18 protein-coding genes are annotated in these 21,081 nt (G+C 67.6%); 9 read left to right on the top strand and 9 right to left on the bottom strand.

All coding sequences use genetic code 11. From position 1 onward, the window contains the following. Nucleotides 1–19 precede the first annotated feature (19 nt). The 7 genes from aroB to pilM form a co-directional block, all read right to left on the bottom strand. Entirely contained in the window at nt 20–1,126 is a 1,107-nt protein-coding gene (aroB, locus tag HPA02_RS12870; protein WP_146803610.1) for a 3-dehydroquinate synthase, read from the bottom strand. 34 nt (nt 1,127–1,160) lie between these two features. Beyond that, nucleotides 1,161–1,706 (bottom strand): shikimate kinase AroK, encoded by a 546-nt coding sequence (aroK, locus tag HPA02_RS12865; protein ID WP_146803609.1) that lies wholly within the window; start codon nt 1,704–1,706, stop codon nt 1,161–1,163. Next, nucleotides 1,706–3,787 carry a type IV pilus secretin PilQ gene (locus HPA02_RS12860; RefSeq protein ID WP_146803608.1) on the bottom strand — a complete coding sequence of 694 codons (2,082 nt, stop codon included), beginning with the start codon at nt 3,785–3,787 and terminating at the stop codon, nt 1,706–1,708. Before HPA02_RS12860 ends, aroK begins: the two co-directional genes overlap by 1 nt. Before the next feature lie 43 nt (nt 3,788–3,830). Continuing rightward, complete coding sequence (locus HPA02_RS12855) at nt 3,831–4,376, bottom strand: pilus assembly protein PilP (RefSeq protein ID WP_146803607.1); 546 nt, start codon at nt 4,374–4,376, stop codon at nt 3,831–3,833. Continuing rightward, on the bottom strand, nt 4,373–4,996 hold the full coding sequence (locus tag HPA02_RS12850; RefSeq protein ID WP_146803606.1) for a type IV pilus inner membrane component PilO: 624 nt from the start codon (nt 4,994–4,996) through the stop codon (nt 4,373–4,375). Before HPA02_RS12850 ends, HPA02_RS12855 begins: the two co-directional genes overlap by 4 nt. A 272-nt stretch (nt 4,997–5,268) precedes the next feature. Beyond that, entirely contained in the window at nt 5,269–5,838 is a 570-nt protein-coding gene (locus HPA02_RS12845) for a PilN domain-containing protein (RefSeq protein ID WP_146803605.1), read from the bottom strand. Beyond that, nucleotides 5,835–6,896: a type IV pilus assembly protein PilM gene (gene pilM / locus HPA02_RS12840; RefSeq protein ID WP_146803604.1), complete on the bottom strand. Its 1,062-nt coding sequence runs from the start codon at nt 6,894–6,896 to the stop codon at nt 5,835–5,837. Before pilM ends, HPA02_RS12845 begins: the two co-directional genes overlap by 4 nt. A 252-nt stretch (nt 6,897–7,148) precedes the next feature. Between pilM and HPA02_RS12835 the strand changes: the two genes are divergently transcribed. After that, nucleotides 7,149–9,674: a penicillin-binding protein 1A gene (locus HPA02_RS12835; protein WP_146803603.1), complete on the top strand. Its 2,526-nt coding sequence runs from the start codon at nt 7,149–7,151 to the stop codon at nt 9,672–9,674. 136 nt (nt 9,675–9,810) lie between these two features. Here HPA02_RS12835 and HPA02_RS12830 read toward each other — a convergent pair whose 3' ends face one another. Further along, complete coding sequence (locus tag HPA02_RS12830; protein WP_146803602.1) at nt 9,811–11,079, bottom strand: malic enzyme-like NAD(P)-binding protein; 1,269 nt, start codon at nt 11,077–11,079, stop codon at nt 9,811–9,813. Nucleotides 11,080–11,351: 272 nt separating this feature from the next. Beyond that, complete coding sequence (gene rpmE, locus HPA02_RS12825) at nt 11,352–11,564, bottom strand: 50S ribosomal protein L31 (RefSeq protein WP_146803601.1); 213 nt, start codon at nt 11,562–11,564, stop codon at nt 11,352–11,354. Between the two features lie 156 nt (nt 11,565–11,720). Between rpmE and HPA02_RS12820 the strand changes: the two genes are divergently transcribed. The 8 genes from HPA02_RS12820 to ubiE all read left to right on the top strand — a co-directional run bounded on the left by HPA02_RS12820 (nt 11,721) and on the right by ubiE (nt 21,080). After that, nucleotides 11,721–13,952: a primosomal protein N' gene (locus HPA02_RS12820; protein WP_186809982.1), complete on the top strand. Its 2,232-nt coding sequence runs from the start codon at nt 11,721–11,723 to the stop codon at nt 13,950–13,952. Nucleotides 13,953–14,233: 281 nt separating this feature from the next. Next, nucleotides 14,234–14,782, top strand: coding sequence for a YaeQ family protein (locus tag HPA02_RS12815; RefSeq protein WP_146803600.1), 549 nt, complete (start codon nt 14,234–14,236; stop codon nt 14,780–14,782). A gap of 268 nt (nt 14,783–15,050) precedes the next feature. After that, a complete protein-coding gene (argS, locus tag HPA02_RS12810) occupies nt 15,051–16,736 on the top strand; it encodes an arginine--tRNA ligase (protein ID WP_146803599.1) in 1,686 nt (561 codons plus the stop codon). 100 nt (nt 16,737–16,836) lie between these two features. Next, nucleotides 16,837–17,532: an SPOR domain-containing protein gene (locus HPA02_RS12805; RefSeq protein WP_146803598.1), complete on the top strand. Its 696-nt coding sequence runs from the start codon at nt 16,837–16,839 to the stop codon at nt 17,530–17,532. Nucleotides 17,533–17,675: 143 nt separating this feature from the next. Beyond that, nucleotides 17,676–18,194, top strand: a complete 519-nt coding sequence (hslV, locus tag HPA02_RS12800) for an ATP-dependent protease subunit HslV (protein ID WP_146803597.1) — start codon at nt 17,676–17,678, stop codon at nt 18,192–18,194. Between the two features lie 10 nt (nt 18,195–18,204). Beyond that, nucleotides 18,205–19,527 (top strand): ATP-dependent protease ATPase subunit HslU, encoded by a 1,323-nt coding sequence (gene hslU, locus HPA02_RS12795; protein ID WP_146803596.1) that lies wholly within the window; start codon nt 18,205–18,207, stop codon nt 19,525–19,527. Between the two features lie 266 nt (nt 19,528–19,793). Continuing rightward, nucleotides 19,794–20,177 carry a gamma-butyrobetaine hydroxylase family protein gene (locus HPA02_RS12790; RefSeq protein ID WP_146803595.1) on the top strand — a complete coding sequence of 128 codons (384 nt, stop codon included), beginning with the start codon at nt 19,794–19,796 and terminating at the stop codon, nt 20,175–20,177. Between the two features lie 156 nt (nt 20,178–20,333). Continuing rightward, nucleotides 20,334–21,080: a bifunctional demethylmenaquinone methyltransferase/2-methoxy-6-polyprenyl-1,4-benzoquinol methylase UbiE gene (gene ubiE / locus HPA02_RS12785; protein WP_146803594.1), complete on the top strand. Its 747-nt coding sequence runs from the start codon at nt 20,334–20,336 to the stop codon at nt 21,078–21,080. Nucleotide 21,081 lies beyond the last annotated feature (1 nt).

Genomic DNA, 21,081 nt, shown 5'->3' with positions numbered 1-21,081 from the left:
ATTTATTTTCTAGAAAATATCACTGCCTAGGAAAGTCCGTCAGCACACCATGCAGCTGCTCCGGCGGCGTCTCGTCATACACACAGGCCTCCCCCAACCGCCGCAGCAGGATCAAGCGCAGGCGGGCATCGATATTCTTCTTGTCGAGGCGCATGGGCACCAGGAAGGCCTCCTCGTCCATGGCCGCCGGCGCCGCCAGCGGCAGGCCCGCCGCCTCGATCACCGTCGTCACCCGCGCTACCTCATCCCGGGTGAGCCAGCCCAGTCGCGCGGAGAGCTCGGCGGCCATCAGCATGCCGGCCCCCACCGCCTCGCCATGCAGCCAGGCACCATAGCCCTGGTAGGCCTCGATGGCGTGCCCGAAGGTGTGCCCCAGGTTGAGCAGGGCACGCACCCCCTGCTCGGTCTCGTCGGCGGCCACCACCTCGGCCTTGATGGCACAGCTGCGCAGGATCGCCTCGCGCAGGGCCGCCTCGTCGAGGTCGCGCAAGTCCGCCATCCGCGCCTCCAGCCAGGCCAGGAAATCCACATCGCGGATCAGGCCATACTTGATCACCTCCGCCAGGCCGGCGGAGAGCTCCCTGGCCGGCAGGCTGCCCAGGGTGGCGGTGTCGATCAGCACGGCACGGGGCTGCCAGAAGGCACCGATCATGTTCTTGCCGCGGGGATGATTGACACCGGTCTTGCCCCCCACCGAGGAGTCGACCTGGGAGAGCAATGTCGTGGGCACCTGGATAAAGGCCACCCCGCGCTGGTAGCAGGCGGCGGCATAGCCGGTCATGTCGCCGATCACCCCGCCCCCCAGGGCCACCAGGGTGCAGCGGCGATTAAAGCCGGCCTCCAGCAAGGCATCCCAGATCCGCTCGACGCTGGCCAGGGTCTTGGTATGCTCGCCGTCAGGCAGGATCACCTCACGCACCTCGAGCCCCTCGGGCAGGCCGGCCCTGAAGGCCGCCAGGTAGAGGGGCGCCACCGTCTCGTTGGTGACGATCATCACCTGGCGACCGGCCAGATAGGGGGCCAGCCACTGGGGATCCCCCAGCAGACCGGCACCGACATGAATGGGGTAGCTGCGCTCGCCGAGATCGACGCTAAGGGTACTGACAGAAGAGGTGACTTGGCTCATGGAGGGGTAGCACCGAAGGTTACTGAGGAGGGCATCACGCCTTGCAGGACTTGAGCGGGTCGACCAGCTTGGTGACCCGGCGCACGATCTCACCGGCCACCGCCTTGGGGCCGCGGCGATCGGTGCGCACGATCAGGTCCGCCGTGGCACGATAGAGGGGGTCCCGCGCGGCGAAGAGATCCCTCAGCACTTGACCGGGATCCTCGGCCTGGAGCAGGGGGCGATTGCGATCCTTGGCGGTGCGCCTGAGCTGCTGCTCCACCGTGGTATAGAGGTAGATGACGGTCCCCCGCTCGCGCAGGGCGCGCCGATTGACCTCGCGGATCACCGCGCCGCCGCCGGTGGCCATGACGACGCCCGATAGCTGCGTCAGCTCATCGATCACCTGGGACTCGCGCTCGCGAAACCCGGCTTCCCCCTCGACATCGAAGATCCAGGGGATATCGGCACCACAGCGCGCCTGGATCTCGTGGTCGCTGTCATAGAAGTCACGGCACAGCTCGGCCGCCAGGAGGCGGCCGATGGTGCTCTTGCCGGCCCCCATGGGGCCGATGAGAAAGAGATTGGGTAAGTCCTGCATCAGCGAAGTGCCAGCCCATCCTCGAGGATCGTGGGTGTGATGAATATCAGCAACTCTACCTTTTCATTGCTCTCTTGGGTATAGCGGAAGAGGTTGCCGATGATCGGGATGTCCGACAGCAGCGGCGTCTCGAAGAGGCTGCGGATCTGCTCGGTGGTCAGGATCCCCCCCAGGACCACCGTTTCGCCGTTGTTGACCAGCACCTGAGTCTGGATTTCGTTGCGGTCGATGGGCGGCTCGCTGCCGACGAAGGTATCCCGGAAGCTATCGTTGGTGATCAGCAGGTCCATGACGATGCGATTGTCCGGGGTGATCTGCGGGGTCACCTCCAGGGAGAGCACCGCTTCCTTGAAGTCGGTCTCGGTGCCGCTGTCGCTGACCGTCTGGAAGGCCCGCTCCTCGCCCTGTTTGATAATGGCGGTGCGCTGGTTGGCGGTAATCACCCGGGGCTGGGAGATGGTCTGGCTGCGCCCCTCGCTCTCCAGGGCACGCAGCTCCAGGTCGATGAGGATATCCCCGGAGAGGTAGCCGAAGGCGAAGGAGGTCAGCGGGTCGCGATCGCCACCCAGGTCCACCGCCAGGCCACCGCGATCGCGGTAGACCAACTCGCCCTCCACCGGATCGAAGAAAGTCTGACCGGGACCGGTGGCAGCGCCATCCAGGTCGATATTGCTGCCTCCGGGGCGCGACAGCCCCCAGTTGACCCCCAGCTCGCGGCTGGTGCTATCCCGGGCGATGACGATCCGCGCCTCGATCTGTACCTGGCGCACCGCCACGTCCAGTTGCTCGATGGTGTCGAGGATCTGCTCGAGCTGCTCGGCGGTGTCCTGAATCAGCAGGGTGTTGGTGCGCGCGTCGACACTGACCCGGCCACGCTCGGTGAGCAGGCCGAAGCCCTCCTCGCCGCCGCGCAACAGCCCGGCCAGGTCGGCGGCCCGAGCATAGTTGATCTGCACATAACGGGTCACCAGAGGCGCCAGCACCTCCATCTGCTCCCGCGCCTCGATCTCCTGGCGCTCGATATTGGCCAACTCCGCCGCCGGTGCCACCACGATCACGTTGCCCTCCTGACGACTGGCCAGGCCGTGACTCTTGAGCACCAGGTCCAGGGCCTGGTCCCAGGGCACGTCCTGCAGGTTGAGGGTCACCCGACCGGTAACGCTATCGCTGGCGACGATATTCAACCCGGTAAAGTCGGCGATGATGGAGAGCACCGAGCGCACCTCGATATCCTGGAAGTTCAGGGTGATACGCTCGCCACTGAAGCTGCGCTGCTCGGGGCGCGTCACTTGCTGCGGCGCCGGCGCCGCCACCGGCTGAGCCTCGATGATCAACTCCCGCCCGCTATGGGTGGAGAACATGGCGAAGTCATCACTGGCCTGCAGCTCCAGGGTCACCCCTTCGCGGCCGGGGCGCGGTACGATGCGGCTCAGCGGCGTGGCGAAGTCGGTGACGTCGAGCACCTGATCCAGGGACGCCGGCAGTCGCACCCCGCGCAGCTCCGCGAGGATGCGGTTGTCACTGGCCTCGCGAACCCGGCTCTCGATACCGCTACGATCGAAGGTCACGATCAGACGCCCGGCACCATCGGCGCCGCGGCGGAAATCGATATCCTCGATGCGCGGCTCCCGGACGACCGCCGTGGTCGTGGTGGTGGTGGTCGTGGGCGAGGCGGCGGCGACCACCGACGAGGACGCCCCGCCGGCGCCGCCGATGGCCAGGATCAACCGATCCCCCTCCTGGCGCGTGGAATAGGGCAGCTCCTCGTCGAGGGTAAAGACCAACCGGGTCCGCGACCCGGCCTGCAGGGTAGTGACCTGCTCCACGCCCCCCAGGTCGAGGGACTGACGCGGACGATCCACCAGGCTGGCGGTCTCCATCAGATCGATGGTCAGGCGCGGCGGCCCATCGAGCCGATAGCCGCGCACCTCGGGCACGCCGCCCTCGAAATGCAGTTCGACCTCGACCCCCTCGCCCGCCTGCCGATAGTCCAGGTCCGTCAGGGTCGATGCCGCCCAGGCGGCCCCCCCGCCCAGCAGTGACAGGCAAAACATTGCCAGATAGCGCGTGATGGTTTGCATGATCCCTTCCCCTTGCCCTGTTGGTCTTTACGCCGCCTGGCCATCAGCCACGCTGACGCCCCCCCCCATTCAGCGATAGGCTGCGCACTCGTTCGATCCACCCCCCGCGACCGTTGGGCACCACCTCCACCAGTTGTACGGAGGCCTCGGTGATGCTGACGATGCGCCCGAAATCGGTGCCCATGTAATTGCCGTTGCGCAGACGGTGCACCTCGCCGTCCGGCGCCCTGACCAGTGCCGAGGGCTGCCCCCCTACCGAGAGGGTGCCGACCAGCGCCAGCCGCTCGAGGGGATAGAGCTCCAGCGGCTCCTTGGGCCGCGCCATGTCCGGCGCCAACTCCTCGGAACCGCCGACCAGCCCCGCCTCCGGCTCCGGCAGGCGGGCCATAAAGGGGCTGCGCCGATCGGCCTGAGCATAGGGAATGGCCACGTACTTCGGCGTATCCGGTAGTGCCGATAGCTCCAGGCGTCCCGGGTTGGCGCGTATTTCCGCCAATTGACGATCGAGGCCGGCGATATCGGGATCGCTGCACCCCGCCAGACCGACGAGCAGCAGCAGGCCGCCGCCCCGCGCAAGGCGTGACTTCATGGGCTCTCCTCCCCGCCGTCATGGCGATAGCTGTAGGTCTTGGCCAGCAGCGACAGGCGCAGACGGCCGCCCCCACCCACCGGCGCCAGGGTAAAGTCGTGCTGGGTGACGATGCGCGGCAGCCCCGCCACCCCGGAAAGGAAGGAGGCGATACGGTGATAATCCCCCTCCACCTGAATATCGAAGGGCTGCTCCACGTAGTACTCCTGGGGCACCGGGGCACGCAGCCGGATCGCATCGATGAGCAGCTGATTGTCGATGGCCGTTTCGCTGATATTGTCGATCAACGAGGGAATCTCGGCGCCGCTGGGCAGCATCTCCAGCAGCGTATCGAGACGCGCCTGCAGCGCCGCATTGCGCTCGCGCATGGCCGGCAGGTTGGCCGCCTGGGCCGCCTTGCCGCGATATTCTTCCAGCAGGCTAGATTCTTCGCCCTCGGCCCGGGCCAGCTCCTCCGCCTTGGGAGAGGCCAGGTACCAATGCATGCCGGCGAAGGTCAGCCCCAGCACCAGCAGGCAGCAGATCAACTGCAGCGACCAGGGCCAGCCGCCCGCCTCACGCAGATCGAGCTCGCGCCAATCCAGCTCCTTGAGCCGACGCCACTCTCCGGAAAGACTCATGACTCGTCCTCCTCGATGGCCGTCGCCACCAGCATGCGCACCCACTGACTGAGCCGGCGCCACTCTCTCGATCTCGCTCCGGAAAGACTCATGACGCATCCTCCTCGATGACCGACGCCCCCGGCATGCGCACCCACTGATTGAGCCGGCGCCACTCTCTCGATCTCGCCCCGGAAAGACTCATGACGCATCCTCCTCGAAGACCGACGTCTCCGGCATGCGCGTCCACTGATTGAACCGGCGCCACTCTCTCGATCTCGCCCCGGAAAGACTCATGACTCGTCCTCCTCGGCCAGTGGCTGGCCCGGCATGCGCTGCGGCACGCTGAGACTGAAGCGCCGCCGCGCCTGCCCTTCGTCGGCCTCCACCTCGGAGAGGCTGGGCACGTCGAAGGCCGTGGCGGCTCCCAGGGCACGCAGTTGATCGGAGACCTGGCGATTGTTCTCGGCCAGGCCGGTGAGGCGTAGCTGGTCGCCCTGACGGGTCAGTTCGGTGTAGTGGACCCCTTCCTCAAGGCTGGCGGTCAGTTGGTTGAAGACATGCACGGTCTGCGGACGCCCCTCCTGAAGGCGACGGAAGACCGCGATCTGCGCCTCCAAACGCTCGATCTCGGCCTCGTACTCGCGAATCGAGCGGATGTCCCGATCGAGCCGGGCCGACTGGGCGGTGATATGGGCATTGCGCTGCTGCTGTACGTCCAGGGCCTGCTGGTAGTAGTAAGTCATGCCGGCCCCACCGGCCAACCCCACCACCACCATGGCCATCAGGGCCAACTGGAAGCGCTTGCTGCGACGCTCCCGACGCTGCTCGCGCCAGGGCAACAGATTGATCTCGATCGTCATGGGCGCGACCTCATTGCCAGACCGCAGGCCGTGAGCATGGCGGGGGCATCACTGGCCAGGGTGTGGATATCGATGCGCGAATTGACCTTCATGCGCAGGAAGGGATTGGCGACCACCACCTCCATGCCGCTGTCGGCCGCCAGGCGCTCCTGCAGGCCGGGGATCACGCAGGAGCCCCCCACCAGCACCAGCCGCTTGACCTCCTCCCGTCGACCGGCGGTGTAGTAGAGCTGCAAGGAGCGCCCCACCTGCTGGACCAGGGTCTCGATAAAGGGCTCCAGCACGCTGCCCTGGTAGTCCTCGGGAAGGCCGCCGCGCTTCTTGGCCAGCCCCGCCTCTTCCACGCTCAGGCCATAGCGGCTGACGATCTCGTCGGTCAGTTGGCGCCCGCCGAAGACGGTGTCCCGGCTGTAGGTGATGCGTCCGTTACGCAGGACATGGAAGGCATGCATGGTGGCGCCGACATCCACCAGGGCCACCCCGCCACTGGCATCCTCTTCCCGGGGCAACTGGTGGCGCACCTCGGTGAAGGCACGCTCCATGGCGAAGGTCTCCACGTCCACCGCCGCCGGAGTCAGGTCCGCCTGCAGCAGGGCCTCGGTGAGCTGGCTGACGTCCTGCTGACGGCAGGCCACCAGCAGCACATCCTGCTGATCGGCATAACGGTCATGGGTGCCCAGGCGCTGGAAGTCGAAGGCCACTTCACTGAATGGGAAGGGAATATGCTTGTCGGATTCGATCTGGATGCGCGCCTCGATCTCGTCATCGTTGAGGGAGGCGGGCATGGTGAGTGTCTTGGTAATGGCGGCACTGGCCGGCACCGCGGCGCCGGTGAGCCGGGTGGTGGGGCGCGCCAGTTCGACGGCCCGCTGCAACGCCTCGACCACCGCCGACATGTTGCGGATACGGCGCTCGACCACGGCTCCTTCGCGCAGCGGGCAGACCGCATAGCTCTCGACCCGAAAGCCGCCCTGTACCGCCTTGAGTTCGATCAGCTTGACGGTGGCCGAGGTGATATCGACACCGATCAGCCCCTTCGCCTGTCTAGTAAGTTGCACCTGAGTCGCCCCCTGCTCGTCCCATGCGTTGCCGTTGCGACCTGGGCGTCACCCCCTCGACTCCCCCTGACGCCCCGCGGCTGCGTAATTTTCAGGTTACATCCGATTTCGTTTCATCACACAATAGCAAGATGCTTACCCCTTCAACGCTGGTGACCCCCCGCTACGGCCCATATAATGGCTAACCTCAAGGATAGCCCCGCCTCATCGTCGTACCGCCACCGCTAATCACGCGCTTATCACGGGTATCTCATGAAGTTTTTCCAACGCCTGATCGCCTCCCTCGTGTGGCTGACGCTCTCGCTGACCGCCGCCGGCCTGCTGGCCGTGACCGGCGCCGCCCTCTATTTCGCCCCCGGCCTGCCCGATGTGCGCCAGCTGCAGGACTTCGAGCTGCAGGCCCCGCTGCGCATCTTCACCCGCGACGGCAAGCTGATCGGTGAGTTCGGCGAGGAGCGACGCATCGCCGTCGACTACGACGAGATTCCCGAACCGCTGATCCAGGCCCTGCTGGCCGCCGAGGACGCCAGCTTCTTCGAGCACCCCGGCGTCGACCCCCGCGGCCTGGCCCGCGCGGCGGTGGAGCTAGCCTCCAGCGGCGGCGACATCCAGTCGGGGGGATCCACCATCACCATGCAGGTGGCGCGCAACTACCTGCTGACCCTGGATCGCACCTTCACCCGTAAGATCCGCGAGATCCTGCTGGCCCTGCAGATGGAGCAAGTGCTGAGCAAGGAGGAGATCCTCGAGCTCTACGTCAACAAGATCTTCCTCGGACACCGCGCCTACGGCATTGCCGCCGCCGCCGAGACCTACTACGACCGCCCCCTGGAGGAGCTGACCCTGGCCCAGATGGCGATGATCGCCGGCCTGCCCAAGGCACCCTCCGCCTTCAACCCCCTGGCCAACCCGGAGCGCTCACTGATCCGTCGCAACTGGATCCTCTATCGCATGCGCGAGCTGGGGCATATCGACCAGGCCACCTACGCGGAGGCCGTGGCCGCCCCGATCACCGCCCGCCGCCATGTGGCCCAGGTCGAGGTGGAGGCCGATTACATGGCCGAGATGGCGCGCCAGTTCGCCGTGGACCGCTACGGCGACGAGGCCTATACCGGCGGCTACCGCATCACCACCACCCTGGACAGCGAACTGCAGCCCATGGCCCGGGAGGCCCTGAGCCGCGGCCTGATCGCCTATGACACGCGCCATGGCTGGCGCGGCCCGGAGCAGACCGAGATTCCCGCCGGCCTGGTGGAGGCCCAGGAGCGCACCGAACGCCGCGGCCTGGAAGAAGAACTCGACGAGTCCCCCGAGGTACTGGAAACCGCCCGTCGTGCCGCGGCCAGCAGCCAGAGCGAAGTGGCGGGTGTCGACGGCGACGTCAGCAACTGGCTCAATGTGCTCGAGCGCACGCCACGCCTCGGTCCCCTGCATCCGGCCATCGTGGTCGCCGCCGAGGGACGCGAGATGCGCGTGCTGACCGCCGACGGTGAGGTGGTGACCCTCGACTGGGAAGGCCTGCGCTGGGCGCGCCGCTACCGCAGCGCCCAGTGGCGCGAGGGCGAGCCGGGCTCGGCCGCCGAGATCGCCGCGCCCGGCTCCCTGGTACGCATCCTGCAACGCGAAGACGGCAGTTGGCGCCTCTCCCAGCGCCCGGATGCCGAGGGCTCTATCGTGGTGCTGGATCCCGACAGCGGCGCCATCCTGGCCCTGCAGGGCGGCTTCGACTTCGACGCCAGCAAGTTCAATCGGGCCACCCAGGCCCAACGCCAGTCCGGCTCCATCTTCAAGCCCTTCGTCTATCTGGCGGCCCTGGAGGCGGGCGAGATTACTCCCGCCTCGATCATCAACGATGCCCCGGTGGTGATGCCGGACGCCGGCACCACCTGGCGGCCGGTCAACTCCAGCGGCGACTTCCGCGGCCCCATGCGCGTGCGCCGCGCCCTGGCCCTGTCGCGCAACCTGGTCACCATCCGCGTCCTGCAGCGCCTGGGGCTGGATAACACCATCGATTTCCTGGCGCGTTTCGGCTTCGATGAGTCGCGCCTGCCCCACGGCCTCTCCCTGGCCCTGGGCAGCGCCAGCCTGACGCCCCTGGAGATGACCACCGCCTACGCCACCCTGGCCAATGGCGGCTACGGCATCCAGCCCTGGTACATCGAGCGGGTCACCCGCGGCGCCGACGAGACCCTGGTGGACGAGGCCAGCCCGCGCCGGGTCTGCCGCGACTGTCGGCCCGACACCCAGGAGATGGAGATCGAGGGTCGCCGCTATCCGCTGGCGCCCCGGGTCGCCGACGCCAGCGCCGTCTACCTGGTTACCGACATGCTGCGCGACGTCGTCGAATCCGGCACCGGGCGCGGCGCCCTCGAGGTGGGACGCGGCGATATCGTCGGCAAGACCGGCACCACCAACGACCAGCGCGACGCCTGGTTCGCCGGCTACAACGCCGACCTGGCGGTCTCGGTATGGATCGGCAAGGACAATAACGAGACCACCGGCGAGTACGGCGGTCGCGCCGCCCTGCCGGTGTGGGTCGACTTCATGAGCCAGGCCCTGGCGGGCCGTCCCGAGGCGAGGCAGGCGCGCCCCGCCGAGGTGGTCAGCGCCCGCGTCGATCCGGATTCCGGCCGCCGCCTGCGCGATGGTCAGGCCGGCGGCATCAGCGAGCTCTTCCATGTCGACCACCTGCCCGAATTCGAGCCCTACAGCGTGAGCCAGGATCTCGAGCAGCACAGCGGCGCCCAGGGCAGCGGCTCCTTCGAATCGATCTTCTAGCTCATTGCCCGGCGGCCGCCGGGCACGAGCCGACAACGACAAGGCCCGCATCCAAGGATGCGGGCCTTTTTGCTTCCCGAACGGCAAGACGCCGGCCCGAAGGCCGGCGTCTCTTCACCGATCGCGATATCGCGGCTTAGTCGCCGTAGACATCCTCGATGCGGGTCAGCGGGTAGTGGGCCGGGTAGGGCTTGCGCGCCACGCCGGAGTCCACCGCCGCCTGGGCCACCGCCGCGGAGACGCGGTCCAGCAGGCGTGCGTCCATCGGCTTGGGAATGATGTACTCGGGGCCGAAGCTCAGCTCGTCCACCTCATAGGCGGCCTTGACCTCCGCCGGCACCGGCTCGCGGGCCAGGTCCTTGATGGCATGCACCGCGGCGACCTTCATCTCTTCGTTGATCGCGGTGGCACGCACGTCCAGGGCCCCGCGGAAGATGAAGGGGAAGCCCAGCACGTTGTTGACCTGGTTGGGGAAGTCGGAGCGACCGGTGGCCATGATGACGTCGTCGCGGGCCGCCTTGGCCACTTCCGGATGAATCTCCGGATCCGGGTTGGAGCAGGCGAAGACCACCGGCTTGGCGGCCATCGTCTTGAGCTGCTCGGCGGAGAGCAGGTTGGGACCGGAGAGACCGACGAAGACATCGGCACCGTCGATGGCGTCGTCCAGGGTGCGGCGCTCGGTCTCGGTGGCGAACATCGCCTTGTACTGGTTGAGGTCCTCGCGGCCGCTGTGGATCACGCCCTTGCGATCCAGCATGAAGATATTTTCGGCCTTGGCACCACAGGAGACCAGCAGCTTCATGCAGGCGATGGCGGCGGCACCGGCGCCCAGGCAGACGATCCGTGCCTCGTCGATCTTCTTGCCGGCGATATCCAGGGCATTGATCATGCCCGCCGCGGTGACGATGGCGGTGCCGTGCTGATCATCGTGGAAGACGGGGATATTGCAGCGTTCGATCAGGGCGCGCTCGATCTCGAAGCACTCCGGCGCCTTGATATCCTCGAGGTTGATGCCTCCCCAGGTATCGGCGATGCGTGCCACGGTATCGATAAAGGCCTGCGGGCTCTCGGCGTCGACCTCGATGTCCACGGAGTTGATGCCGGCGAAGCACTTGAACAGCACGCCCTTGCCTTCCATGACCGGCTTGCTGGCCAGCGGGCCCAGGTTACCGAGGCCGAGGATGGCAGAACCATCGGAGACCACCGCCACCAGGTTGCCCTTGCCGGTGTAGCGGTAGGCATTCTCGGGATCCTTGGCGATCTCGCGGCACGGCTCGGCGACACCCGGGCTATATGCCAGGGCCAGATCCTTGGCGGTCGCGGTGGGCTTGGTCAGCTCCACGGAGAGCTTGCCGGGGATCGGCTGTGAGTGATAGTCCAGTGCCGCTTGTCTCGGGTCAGTCATGGGGTTGTCCAGTCGTAGCAAAGTATATCGGTGTCGCGTCAGAATATAGAAAAACATCCAAGGCCACAACTTATGCCAAGTTCTTGTCATTCAAGGATTTTGCCGACCTTTTTGAAGGCATTTCCAAATATTTACTCGAACTTATGACTGGCCATGCATGCATAACAAAGAGCTTATTCCAGCGACAACTCTCTGGTTCCAGATATAAAAAAACCCGCCTGGCGAGGCCAGGCGGGTTTTGGTATCGCCCTGGGGCGATGGCGAGCAGCGTCTTAACGACGGATCGCGGCACCGAAGCGCTTGTTGAAGCGCTCGACGCGGCCACCGGTGGTCGCCTGCTTCTGCTTGCCGGTGTAGAAGGGGTGGCACTGGGAGCAGACGTCCAGGGACATCTCCTGGTTGGAGGTAGTGCCAATTTCGAAGGTGGCGCCGCAGGAGCAGGAGACGCTGACCTTCTTGTATTCGGGATGGATACCTTGTTTCATCGTGAAGCCTCATGGAGCGGTATGCCGCCACCTGATCTCTTGCCAGGCACCGCATACGGGTTTTGGGTGCGTTAAGATGACGCCGCGCCCACCGGTAACCATGACGCATGGCGCCATGAAGGCGCGCATTCTAGCAGAGACGATGCCGGAGGCCAATTGCCCACTTCCTCGCCCGCGACGATCCTCGGGGTCGCCCTCCCCTCCCCGCTGCGCCGCCTGTTCGACTACCGCGCCATTGCCCCGCCGCCGGGCGGCTGGCGGCCGGGGCTGCGGGTCAGGGCGCCCTTCGGGCGCCGCGAGGTCGTGGGCATCGTCATCGAGTGTCGCGCGCATAGCGAGGTCCCGGCGTCTCGCCTCAAGCCGGTCGCGGCCTGGCTCGACGACACCCCCTTGCCGGCGGACTGGTTGTGGCTGTGCCATTTCACCGCTCGCTACTACCAGCATGGCCTGGGCGATACCCTGAGCCATGCGCTGCCCGGCCTGCTGCGCCAGGGCCGCCCCCTGGAGGCCCGCACCCGCGAGACCTGGCGCCTGACCCCCGACGGCCAGTCCCTGCCGGCGGAGGCCCTGGCCCGGGCCCCTCGCCAGGCCGAGCTGCTGGCCATGCTGCGTCAGCATCCCAGGGGAGTGACCACGCCGGCCATCACCGCCCAGGGCTATGCCCGCGCCCAGTTGCAGGCCCTGACCGACAAGGGACTGATTCATGCCGAGGAGCAGCCGCTGATCGAGGCGCCCCCTCCCGCCCCCGAGCGCCTGCTAGCGGAGCCGGCCCTGACCCTCAACGGCGAGCAGGCCCAGGTCCTGGGCAGGCTCCACGACGGCCTGGAGCGCTTCACGCCGGCCCTGCTCCACGGGGTCACCGGCAGCGGCAAGACCGAGGTCTATCTGCAATTGATCGAGGCCGTCGTGGCCAAGGGTCGCCAGGCCCTGGTGCTGGTACCGGAGATCGGCCTGACCCCCCAGACCCTGGCGCGCTTTCGCAAACGCTTCCGGGTACCGGTGGTGGCCCTGCACTCGGGGCTGGCCGACGGCGAACGCCTGGACGCCTGGCTGGCGGCGCTCCAGGGCCGCGCGCCCATCGTGATCGGCACCCGCTCGGCGATCTTCACGCCCCTGGCACGCCCCGGCGTGATCATCGTCGACGAGGAGCACGATGGCTCCCTCAAGCAGCAGGAGGGCCTGCGCTATCATGCCCGGGACCTGGCGGTGGCCCGAGCCCACCATCACGGCATCCCGGTGCTGCTGGGCAGCGCCACGCCCTCCCTGGAGAGCCTGGCCAAGGCCCACTCGGGACACTACCAGCATCTGCGCCTGACCCGCCGCGCCAGCCGCCATGCCCCGGCCCGGCTGGAGCTGATCGACACCCGCGGCCGCCCCCGCCGCGGCGGCCTGATTCCACCGGTGATCGAGGCAATCCGCCAGACCCTGGCGGCAGGACACCAGGTACTGGTCTTCATCAATCGCCGCGGCTTCGCCCCGACCCTGGCCTGCGAGACCTGCGGCTGGCTGGCCGAGTGCCGCCACTGCGACGCCCGTCTCACCCTGCATCGCCAGCCCCACCTGCTGGCCTGCCACCACTGCGACCACCAGCAGCCGCTGCCGGAGGCCTGCCCCCAGTGCGGCAGTGCCGACCTGCGCCCCCTGGGCACCGGCACCGAGCGCAGCGAGGAGAGCCTCGCCGGCCTCTTCCCCGAGGTACCGATCTACCGCATCGATCGGGACAGCACGCGTCGCAAGGAGGCCTTCGAGAGCCTGCTGAGCGAGGTGCGCCGGGGCGACGCGGCGATCCTGGTGGGCACCCAGATGCTCGCCAAGGGCCACCATCTGCCCCATGTCACCCTGGTGGTGGTGGTCAATGCCGATGCCGGCCTCTACGCCAGCGACTTCCGCGCCATGGAGCAGAGCGCCCAACTGCTGGAACAGGTCGCCGGACGCGCCGGGCGCGCCGAACACCCCGGCCGGGTGCTGGTGCAGACCCAGCATAGCGACGACCCCCAGCTCACCCTGCTGGCCTCCCGGGGCTACGATGCCCTGGCCGAACGGCTGCTGGCCGAGCGTCGTGCCGCCGCCCTGCCCCCCTACCGCTTCCTGGCCCTGCTGCGCCTGGAGGCGCCCCGGGAAGAGGCCGTCCAGGCGCTGGCCGAGCAGGCCGCCGAGGCCCTGCGTGCCTGGCTCGCCGACCAGGCCTCGGAGGTGCACTGCCTGGGGCCGGTACCGGCCCCCATGGAGCGCCGCCAGGGCCGCTACCATATGCAACTGATGCTCAGCGCCGAGCGCCGCAGCCGCCTGCACGAGGCGGGCGCCTGGCTGATCGGTTGGCTGGAGCAGTGCCGCGAGGCGCGCCGGGTGCGCTGGTCCCTGGATATCGACCCCCAGACCCTTAGCTAGGCGGCCTCGTTTTCGATCCCCTCTCGCTTGCGATCCCCGCCGTGCCGGGTTACCAAGTTGAACCGCCCTCGCTTTCGCCCCCCTCTCGCTTTCAATCCCCGTCGTGGCGGGTTACCAAGTTGAGCCGCCCTCGTTTTCGCTACCCCTCTCGCTTTCGATCCCCGTCGTGGCGGGTTACCAAGTTGAGCCGCCCTCGTTTTCGTTACCCCTCTCGCTTTCGATCCCCGTCGTGGCGGGTTACAGTGGCGCCCTCTTCTCCACAGGTACCGGCGAGACAGCCCATGGCCCTCAAGTCCACCATCTGCAAGGCCCAGATCCAGTTGGCCGATATGGATCGTCACCACTACGACGACCTCTCCCTGACCCTGGCCCAGCACCCCTCGGAGACCGACCAGCGACTGATGGTGCGCCTGCTGGCCTTCGCCCTGAATGCCAGCGAAGACCTCGCCTTCACCCGCGGATTGAGCACCGACGACGAGCCAGAGCTGTGGCGCAAGGACCTGACCGGGGCCATCGAACTGTGGATCGAGCTGGGCCTGCCCGACGAGGATCGCCTGCGCAAGGCCTGCCAGCGCTCGCGCCAGGTGATCCTCTACGCCTATGGCGAGGAGGGCGCCGTGCGTCCCTGGTGGGACAAGCTCCAGCACCGCCTGAGCCGCTTCGACAACCTGATCATCTGGCGCCTGCCGGCGGAGCAGAGCCGCGAGCTGGCCGAACTGGCGGATCGCTCCATCAACCTGCAGTGCAATGTCCAGGAAGGTCAGGTGATGCTCAGCGATAGCCGGCGCACCGTGATCCTCGACCCCGAGCCGCTGCTGGGCGTCGACTAATCGCCTCCCCCGGAAGCTCGGGGCTACCCGGGAGGCCGGCCAGGCTTTAAAGACTGGGCCCGATTGCCGGTTCCAATATAAGGGGGCACCTATAGGCCACCCAGGCTTTAAAGCCGCGGCCCGATTGCCGGTTCCAATATAAGGGGGCGCCTATAGGCCACCCAGGCTTTAAAGCCGCGGCCCGATTGCCGATAATAGGCCCCTTTGCCACGCTTTCACCCGCCCCGGCCGCTGCCCAGCGGCGGGGGACACAGGACATGCCGACCCCATGAAAGAGACCATTATCGCGCTGCTCGACGAGGCGCTCGTCACCCTCAAGCAGCAGGGCGTGCTGCCCGCGGACACGTCCCCCACCATCAAGGTCGACCCCACTAAGGACAAGGCTCACGGCGACTACGCCACCAACCTGGCGCTGATGCTGGCCAAGCCGGCGGGCAAGAAGCCCCGCGACCTGGCCGAAGCCCTGGTGGCCGCCCTGCCCGAGAGCGCCGCGGTGAGCAAGACCGAGATCGCCGGCCCCGGTTTTATCAACTTCTTCGCCTCCACCGATGCCGTGGCCCAAGTGGTCGCCCAGGTGCTGGAGAGCGGCGACGCCTATGGCCGCAGCCTCGCCGGCCAGGGTCAGAAGGTGCAGGTGGAATTCGTCTCCGCCAACCCCACCGGCCCGCTGCATGTGGGCCATGGCCGCGGCGCCGCCATCGGTGACTCCCTGTGCCGCCTGCTGGAGGCGGTGGGCCATGACGTCACCCGCGAGTTCTACTACAACGACGCCGGCGCCCAGATCAGCAACCTGGCCCTCTCCGTGCAGGCTCGCGTCAAGGGCCTCGGCCCCGAGGACGCCGGCTGGCCGGAGGACGGCTACCGGGGCGACTATATCCAGGACGTGGCCAACAGCTACCTGGCCGGCGAGACGGTGCATGCCGACGATCGCCATGTCACCGCCAAGGGCGACCCGGAGGACCTCGACGCCATCCGCGAATTCGCCGTGGCCTACCTGCGCCGCGAACAGGATCTCGACCTCAAGGCCTTCGGCGTCGAGTTCGACGTCTACTTCCTGGAATCGTCCCTCTACGAGGACGGCAAGGTCGAGGCCACCGTGGAACGGCTGATCGACCAGGGCCACACCTACGAGGAGGAGGGTGCCCTGTGGCTGCGCACCACCGACTTCGGGGATGACAAGGACCGGGTGATGCGCAAGAAGGACGGTGGCTACACCTACTTCCTGCCGGACGTGGCCTACCACCTGGACAAGTGGCAGCGCGGCTTCGCTCGAGTCATCAACGAGCAGGGCGCCGACCATCACTCCACCGTGACCCGGGTGCGCGCCGGCCTGCAGGCCCTGGATGCCGGTATCCCTCAGGGCTGGCCCGACTATGTGCTGCACCAGATGGTGCTGGTGACCCGCTCCGGGGTCGAGGTCAAGCTCTCCAAGCGCGCCGGCAGCTACGTGACCCTACGCGACCTGATCGACGAAGTGGGCCGCGACGCCACCCGCTACTTCCTGGCCGCGCGCCGGGCCGATTCCCAGCTCACCTTCGATATCGATCTGGCCCGCTCCCAGTCCAACGACAACCCGGTCTACTACGTGCAGTACGCCCATGCCCGGGTGTGCAGCGTGCTGCGCCGCCTCGAAGCCGAGGGGCTGTCCTTCGATCACGACCTGGCCCTGGCCAACCTGGCGTCGCTCACCGAGGACCAGGAGAAGGCGCTGATGAACCGCCTGGCCCGCTACCCCGAGGTGGTGGCCCATGCCGCCGCCTCCCGGGAACCCCAGCAGGTGGCCCAGTACCTGCAGGATCTGGCGGCGGATTTCCACACCTGCTACAACGCCGTCAAGGTGATGGTGGAGGACGACGCCCTGCGCAACGCCCGCCTGGCGCTGGGCCTGGCCACCCGCCAGGTGATTCGCAATGGTCTGGACCTGCTCGGCGTCGGCGCCCCCGAGGAAATGTAAGCGATCGAGAGGCCTCGACGGGCTTTGAGAGTGAAAAGACACAGGCCTCGACCGGCTCTTCGGAGCCGGTGCCCCGAAGCGATGTAAGGAGACGTCATTCATGGCCAGCCGTCGTCAATCCAGTCCGCCCAAGCGTCGCGGCGCCTCGTCCCGTAAGCGCGCGACCGCCCAGCGGCGCGGCCTGCCCGGCTGGTTATGGGGCGTCGGTGGCCTGCTGGCCGGCTACTTCCTGGCCCAGCATTTCCAGGCCTCGGCGCCACCGCCCAGCGCCACGGTGGTGCCTCGAGAGGCGCCGGAATCGGCATCCCCGGCCGAGGAGCCCCGCACGCCTACCTTCGAGTTCTATACCCTGCTGCCGGAGTCCGAGGTCATCGCGCCCCGGGGCGAGCCCCAGGCCTCCGCCGCCACCCCGCCGCCACGCCCCGAGCCCGAGGAGGAGTCGCCCCCCGCCAGCGAACCGGCCCCCGCCGACGAGGACCCCATCGCCCGGGTGATCGCCGCCAACCTGGCCGCCGACGAACAGGCCTCGAGCCCCGCCCCCGCCGATGCCGGCACGCCGCATCGCTATATGCTGCAGGCCGCCTCCTTCCGCGAGGTCAATGACGCCCAGCGCCTGGCGGGGCGGCTGCGCGACTTCGGCCTGGTGGCACGCATCAGCGAGGTCGCGGGCAGCGACGGCAACGCCTGGCACCGGGTCCAGGTGGGCCCCTACGAGGACGCCCGAGAGCTCAATCGCGCCCAGGACCTGATGGTCACCCAGGGCATCGAGCCGCTGCTGATTCGCCTGCAGAACTGAACCCGGAACTCGCTGGCAGCGCTCGGAGCGCTTGAATTCGGGCCGCGTCGCCCACACCTCCCCTGAAAGCCTACACACGGCGCCCGATCGGGCGCCGAAAGTCATCGGGAGCCCCGGCTCCCCGTTACGGAGTCACCCCCTCCATGACCACGATCGTATCCGTGCGCCGCGGTGACCAGGTGGCCCTGGCCGGCGATGGCCAGGTCTCCCTCGGCAACACCGTGATGAAGGGCAATGCCAGCAAGGTACGTCGCCTCTATCGCGGCCAGGTCCTGGCCGGCTTCGCCGGCGGCACCGCCGACGCCTTCACCCTCTTCGAACGCTTCGAGGCCCAGCTCGAAAAACACCAGGGGCACCTGACCAAGGCCGCCGTGGAGCTGGCCAAGGACTGGCGCACCGACCGCGCCCTGCGCCGCCTGGAGGCCCTGCTCGCCGTGGCCGACAAGAGCGCCTCGCTGATCATCACCGGCAACGGCGACGTGGTGGAACCCGAGCGCGGTATCATCGCCATCGGCTCCGGCGGCAACTTCGCCCTCTCCGCGGCCCGCGCCCTGCTCGAGAATACCGAGCTCAGCGCCCGGGAAATCACCGAAAAGTCCCTGGAGATCGCCGGCGACATCTGCGTCTTCACCAATCACCACGTCACTCTCGAAGAGCTCTGAGGCCGTCCCCATGACCCAGATGACCCCCCGCGAGATCGTCCACGCCCTGGACCAGTACATCATCGGCCAGCAGGACGCCAAGCGCGCCGTGGCCATCGCCCTGCGCAACCGCTGGCGGCGCATGCAGCTCGACGACGAGCTGCGCCCCGAGGTGACCCCCAAGAACATCCTGATGATCGGCCCCACCGGGGTGGGCAAGACCGAGATCGCCCGGCGCCTGGCCAAGCTGGCCAGGGCCCCCTTTATCAAGGTCGAGGCCACCAAGTTCACCGAGGTCGGCTATGTCGGCCGTGACGTGGAGTCGATCGTCCGCGACCTCACCGAGGCCGCCATCAAGCTGGTCCGCGAACAGGCCAAGGAAGAGGTCGGCCACCGCGCCGAGGACGCCGCCGAGGATCGTATCCTCGACGCCCTGCTGCCGCCGCCGCGGGGCCAGGAGGATGCGCCGCGCCAGGACAGCTCCACCCGCCAGGTCTTCCGCAAGAAACTCCGCGAGGGACAGCTGGACGACAAGGAGATCGATATCCAGATCACGCCCCAGGCGCAGGGGGTGGATATCATGACCCCGCCGGGCATGGAGGAGATGACCCAGCAGCTGCAGGGACTGTTCGCCAACCTCGGCAAGCAGAAGACCGAGACCCAGCGGGTCAAGGTCAAGGACGCCTGGCAGCTGCTGCGCGACGAGGAGGCCGCCAAGCTGGTCAACGAGGAGGAGATCAAGAGCCGCGCCATCGAGGCGGTGGAGCAGCACGGCATCGTCTTCCTCGACGAGATCGACAAGGTCGCCAAGGGCAGCGGTCAGTCCAGCGGCGGCGAGGTCTCCCGGGAAGGCGTGCAGCGTGACCTGCTGCCGCTGATCGAGGGCTCCAGCGTCTCCACCAAGTACGGCATGGTGAAGACCGACCATATCCTCTTTATCGCCTCCGGCGCCTTCCACCTCGCCAAGCCCTCGGACCTGATCCCCGAGTTGCAGGGGCGCCTGCCGATCCGCGTCGAGCTCAACGCCCTGACCCCGGACGACTTCAAGCGCATCCTCACCGAGCCCTCCGCGGCGCTGACCAAGCAGTACCAGGCGCTGCTGGCCACCGAGGGCCTGACCGTGGAATTCACCCAGGACGGCATCGAGCGCATCGCCGAGATCGCCTGGCGGGTCAACGAGGGCACCGAGAACATCGGCGCCCGTCGCCTGCACACGGTGATGGAACGCCTGCTGGAGGAGGCCTCCTACCAGGGCGGCGACCTCCAGGGCCCGCTGGTCGTCGACGCCGCCTATGTCGACTCCCAGCTCGGCGAGCTGGCCCTGGACGAGGATCTGTCCCGGTATATCCTCTAATCCCAGCCGGAAGCCTTGAGCGATAAGCCTTGAGGCAGCGAGCTGCGCGGCGCCGGGGACAGGGCGTAGCGGGGGGCCTATGCCAGGGGTGAGGAGGACTCCTCCGAACGGGCTGGCCATGGATGGCCAGCACCGGCCCTGCAAGCGGAGCAGGATGCGAGAGCGCCGCAGGGCATCGGTAGCGTCCAGGGATGGATTCACAGCCCCCCTCGTAGGCCTGTCGCCGGGGTAGCCGCGCCCCCACCACGCCAGAGCGGAGACCTGCCATGAGCGCCCCTATTCCGACCCGAGTGCACTACCACAAGACGCGCCGCGAGCTGGAACTCGACTACGCCGACGGGCGCAGCTTCCGGCTGCCCATCGAGTACCTGCGGGTCTACTCCCCCTCCGCCGAGGTACGCGGCCACGGCGGCGACGACGCCGTGCTGCAGGTCGGCAAGAAGGATGTGGGCCTGGCCAATATCACCCAGGCCGGCCGCTACGCCCTCAAGCTGCACTTCGACGATGGCCACGACAGCGGCCTCTATACCTGGGAGTACCTACTCGACCTGGCCGAGCACCAGGCCCGCTACTGGCAGGACTACCTGGAGCGCCTGGAGGCCGCCGGCGCCTCCCGGGTGCCCCTGGGCATCCAGATCAAGCAACTCTAGGCCGCGCCCTCCCGCCCCCCAGCCCCCCGCGGCCATGCGATGGCGTTCGTCCTGCATGCGACCCCGCGGCGCAGACAAGGCCGCGCCAAGCCGGCTACAATAGCGCCTGCCGTGGCGATCCGCCGCAATCACTCGACTGCTCGCTAGGAAGGGTTCATGGACAAGCGCACCACCCACTTCGGCTTCCAGGATGTACCCGTCGAGGAGAAGGCCTCGCGGGTCGCCGATGTCTTCCACTCGGTCGCCGCGCGCTACGACCTGATGAACGACCTGATGTCGCTGGGCATCCACCGCCTCTGGAAGCGCCTGACCATCGAGCGAGCCGGCGTGCGTCCCGGCCACCAGGTGCTGGATATCGCCGGCGGCACCGGCGACCTGACCCTCAAGTTCTCGCGCCTGGTGGGCCCCCGGGGCAAGGTGGTGCTGGCCGATATCAACGCCTCCATGCTCAACGTGGGCCGCGACAAGCTGCTCGACAGCGGCGTCGGCGGCAACGTCGAGTACGTCCAGGCCAACGCCGAGTGCCTGCCCTTCCCGGACAACAGCTTCGACTGCATCACCATCGCCTTCGGCCTGCGCAACGTCACCGACAAGGACGCCGCCCTGCGCTCCATGGCCCGGGTGCTCAAGCCCGGCGGCCGCCTGCTGGTGCTGGAGTTCTCCAAGCCGACCAGCGCCCTGCTCTCCAAGGTCTACGACGAATACTCCTTCCGCCTGCTGCCCAAGATGGGCGAGCTGGTGGCCAAGGACCCGGACAGTTACCGCTACCTGGCCGAGTCGATCCGCATGCACCCGGATCAGGAGACCCTCAAGGGCATGATGGAAGCCGCGGGCCTCGAGCGGGTCGAATACACCAACCTCACCGGCGGCATCGTCGCCCTGCACCGCGGGATCAAGCTCTGAC

This window comes from Bisbaumannia pacifica (assembly GCF_007989625.1).
In the GTDB taxonomy this organism is placed as follows: Bacteria; Pseudomonadota; Gammaproteobacteria; order Pseudomonadales; family Halomonadaceae; genus Bisbaumannia; species Bisbaumannia pacifica.
This window is presented reverse-complemented; position numbering and strand designations above follow the sequence as displayed.

Coding starts and splice junctions, on each gene's coding strand:
- aroB (WP_146803610.1), bottom strand. CDS start 1,126: ATGAGCCAAGTCACCTCTTCTGTCAGTACCCTTAGCGTCGATCTCGGC.
- aroK (WP_146803609.1), bottom strand. CDS start 1,706: ATGCAGGACTTACCCAATCTCTTTCTCATCGGCCCCATGGGGGCCGGC.
- HPA02_RS12860 (WP_146803608.1), bottom strand. CDS start 3,787: ATGCAAACCATCACGCGCTATCTGGCAATGTTTTGCCTGTCACTGCTG.
- HPA02_RS12855 (WP_146803607.1), bottom strand. CDS start 4,376: ATGAAGTCACGCCTTGCGCGGGGCGGCGGCCTGCTGCTGCTCGTCGGT.
- HPA02_RS12850 (WP_146803606.1), bottom strand. CDS start 4,996: ATGAGTCTTTCCGGAGAGTGGCGTCGGCTCAAGGAGCTGGATTGGCGC.
- HPA02_RS12845 (WP_146803605.1), bottom strand. CDS start 5,838: ATGACGATCGAGATCAATCTGTTGCCCTGGCGCGAGCAGCGTCGGGAG.
- HPA02_RS12835 (WP_146803603.1), top strand. CDS start 7,149: ATGAAGTTTTTCCAACGCCTGATCGCCTCCCTCGTGTGGCTGACGCTC.
- HPA02_RS12830 (WP_146803602.1), bottom strand. CDS start 11,079: ATGACTGACCCGAGACAAGCGGCACTGGACTATCACTCACAGCCGATC.
- rpmE (WP_146803601.1), bottom strand. CDS start 11,564: ATGAAACAAGGTATCCATCCCGAATACAAGAAGGTCAGCGTCTCCTGC.
- HPA02_RS12815 (WP_146803600.1), top strand. CDS start 14,234: ATGGCCCTCAAGTCCACCATCTGCAAGGCCCAGATCCAGTTGGCCGAT.
- argS (WP_146803599.1), top strand. CDS start 15,051: ATGAAAGAGACCATTATCGCGCTGCTCGACGAGGCGCTCGTCACCCTC.
- HPA02_RS12805 (WP_146803598.1), top strand. CDS start 16,837: ATGGCCAGCCGTCGTCAATCCAGTCCGCCCAAGCGTCGCGGCGCCTCG.
- hslV (WP_146803597.1), top strand. CDS start 17,676: ATGACCACGATCGTATCCGTGCGCCGCGGTGACCAGGTGGCCCTGGCC.
- hslU (WP_146803596.1), top strand. CDS start 18,205: ATGACCCAGATGACCCCCCGCGAGATCGTCCACGCCCTGGACCAGTAC.
- HPA02_RS12790 (WP_146803595.1), top strand. CDS start 19,794: ATGAGCGCCCCTATTCCGACCCGAGTGCACTACCACAAGACGCGCCGC.
- ubiE (WP_146803594.1), top strand. CDS start 20,334: ATGGACAAGCGCACCACCCACTTCGGCTTCCAGGATGTACCCGTCGAG.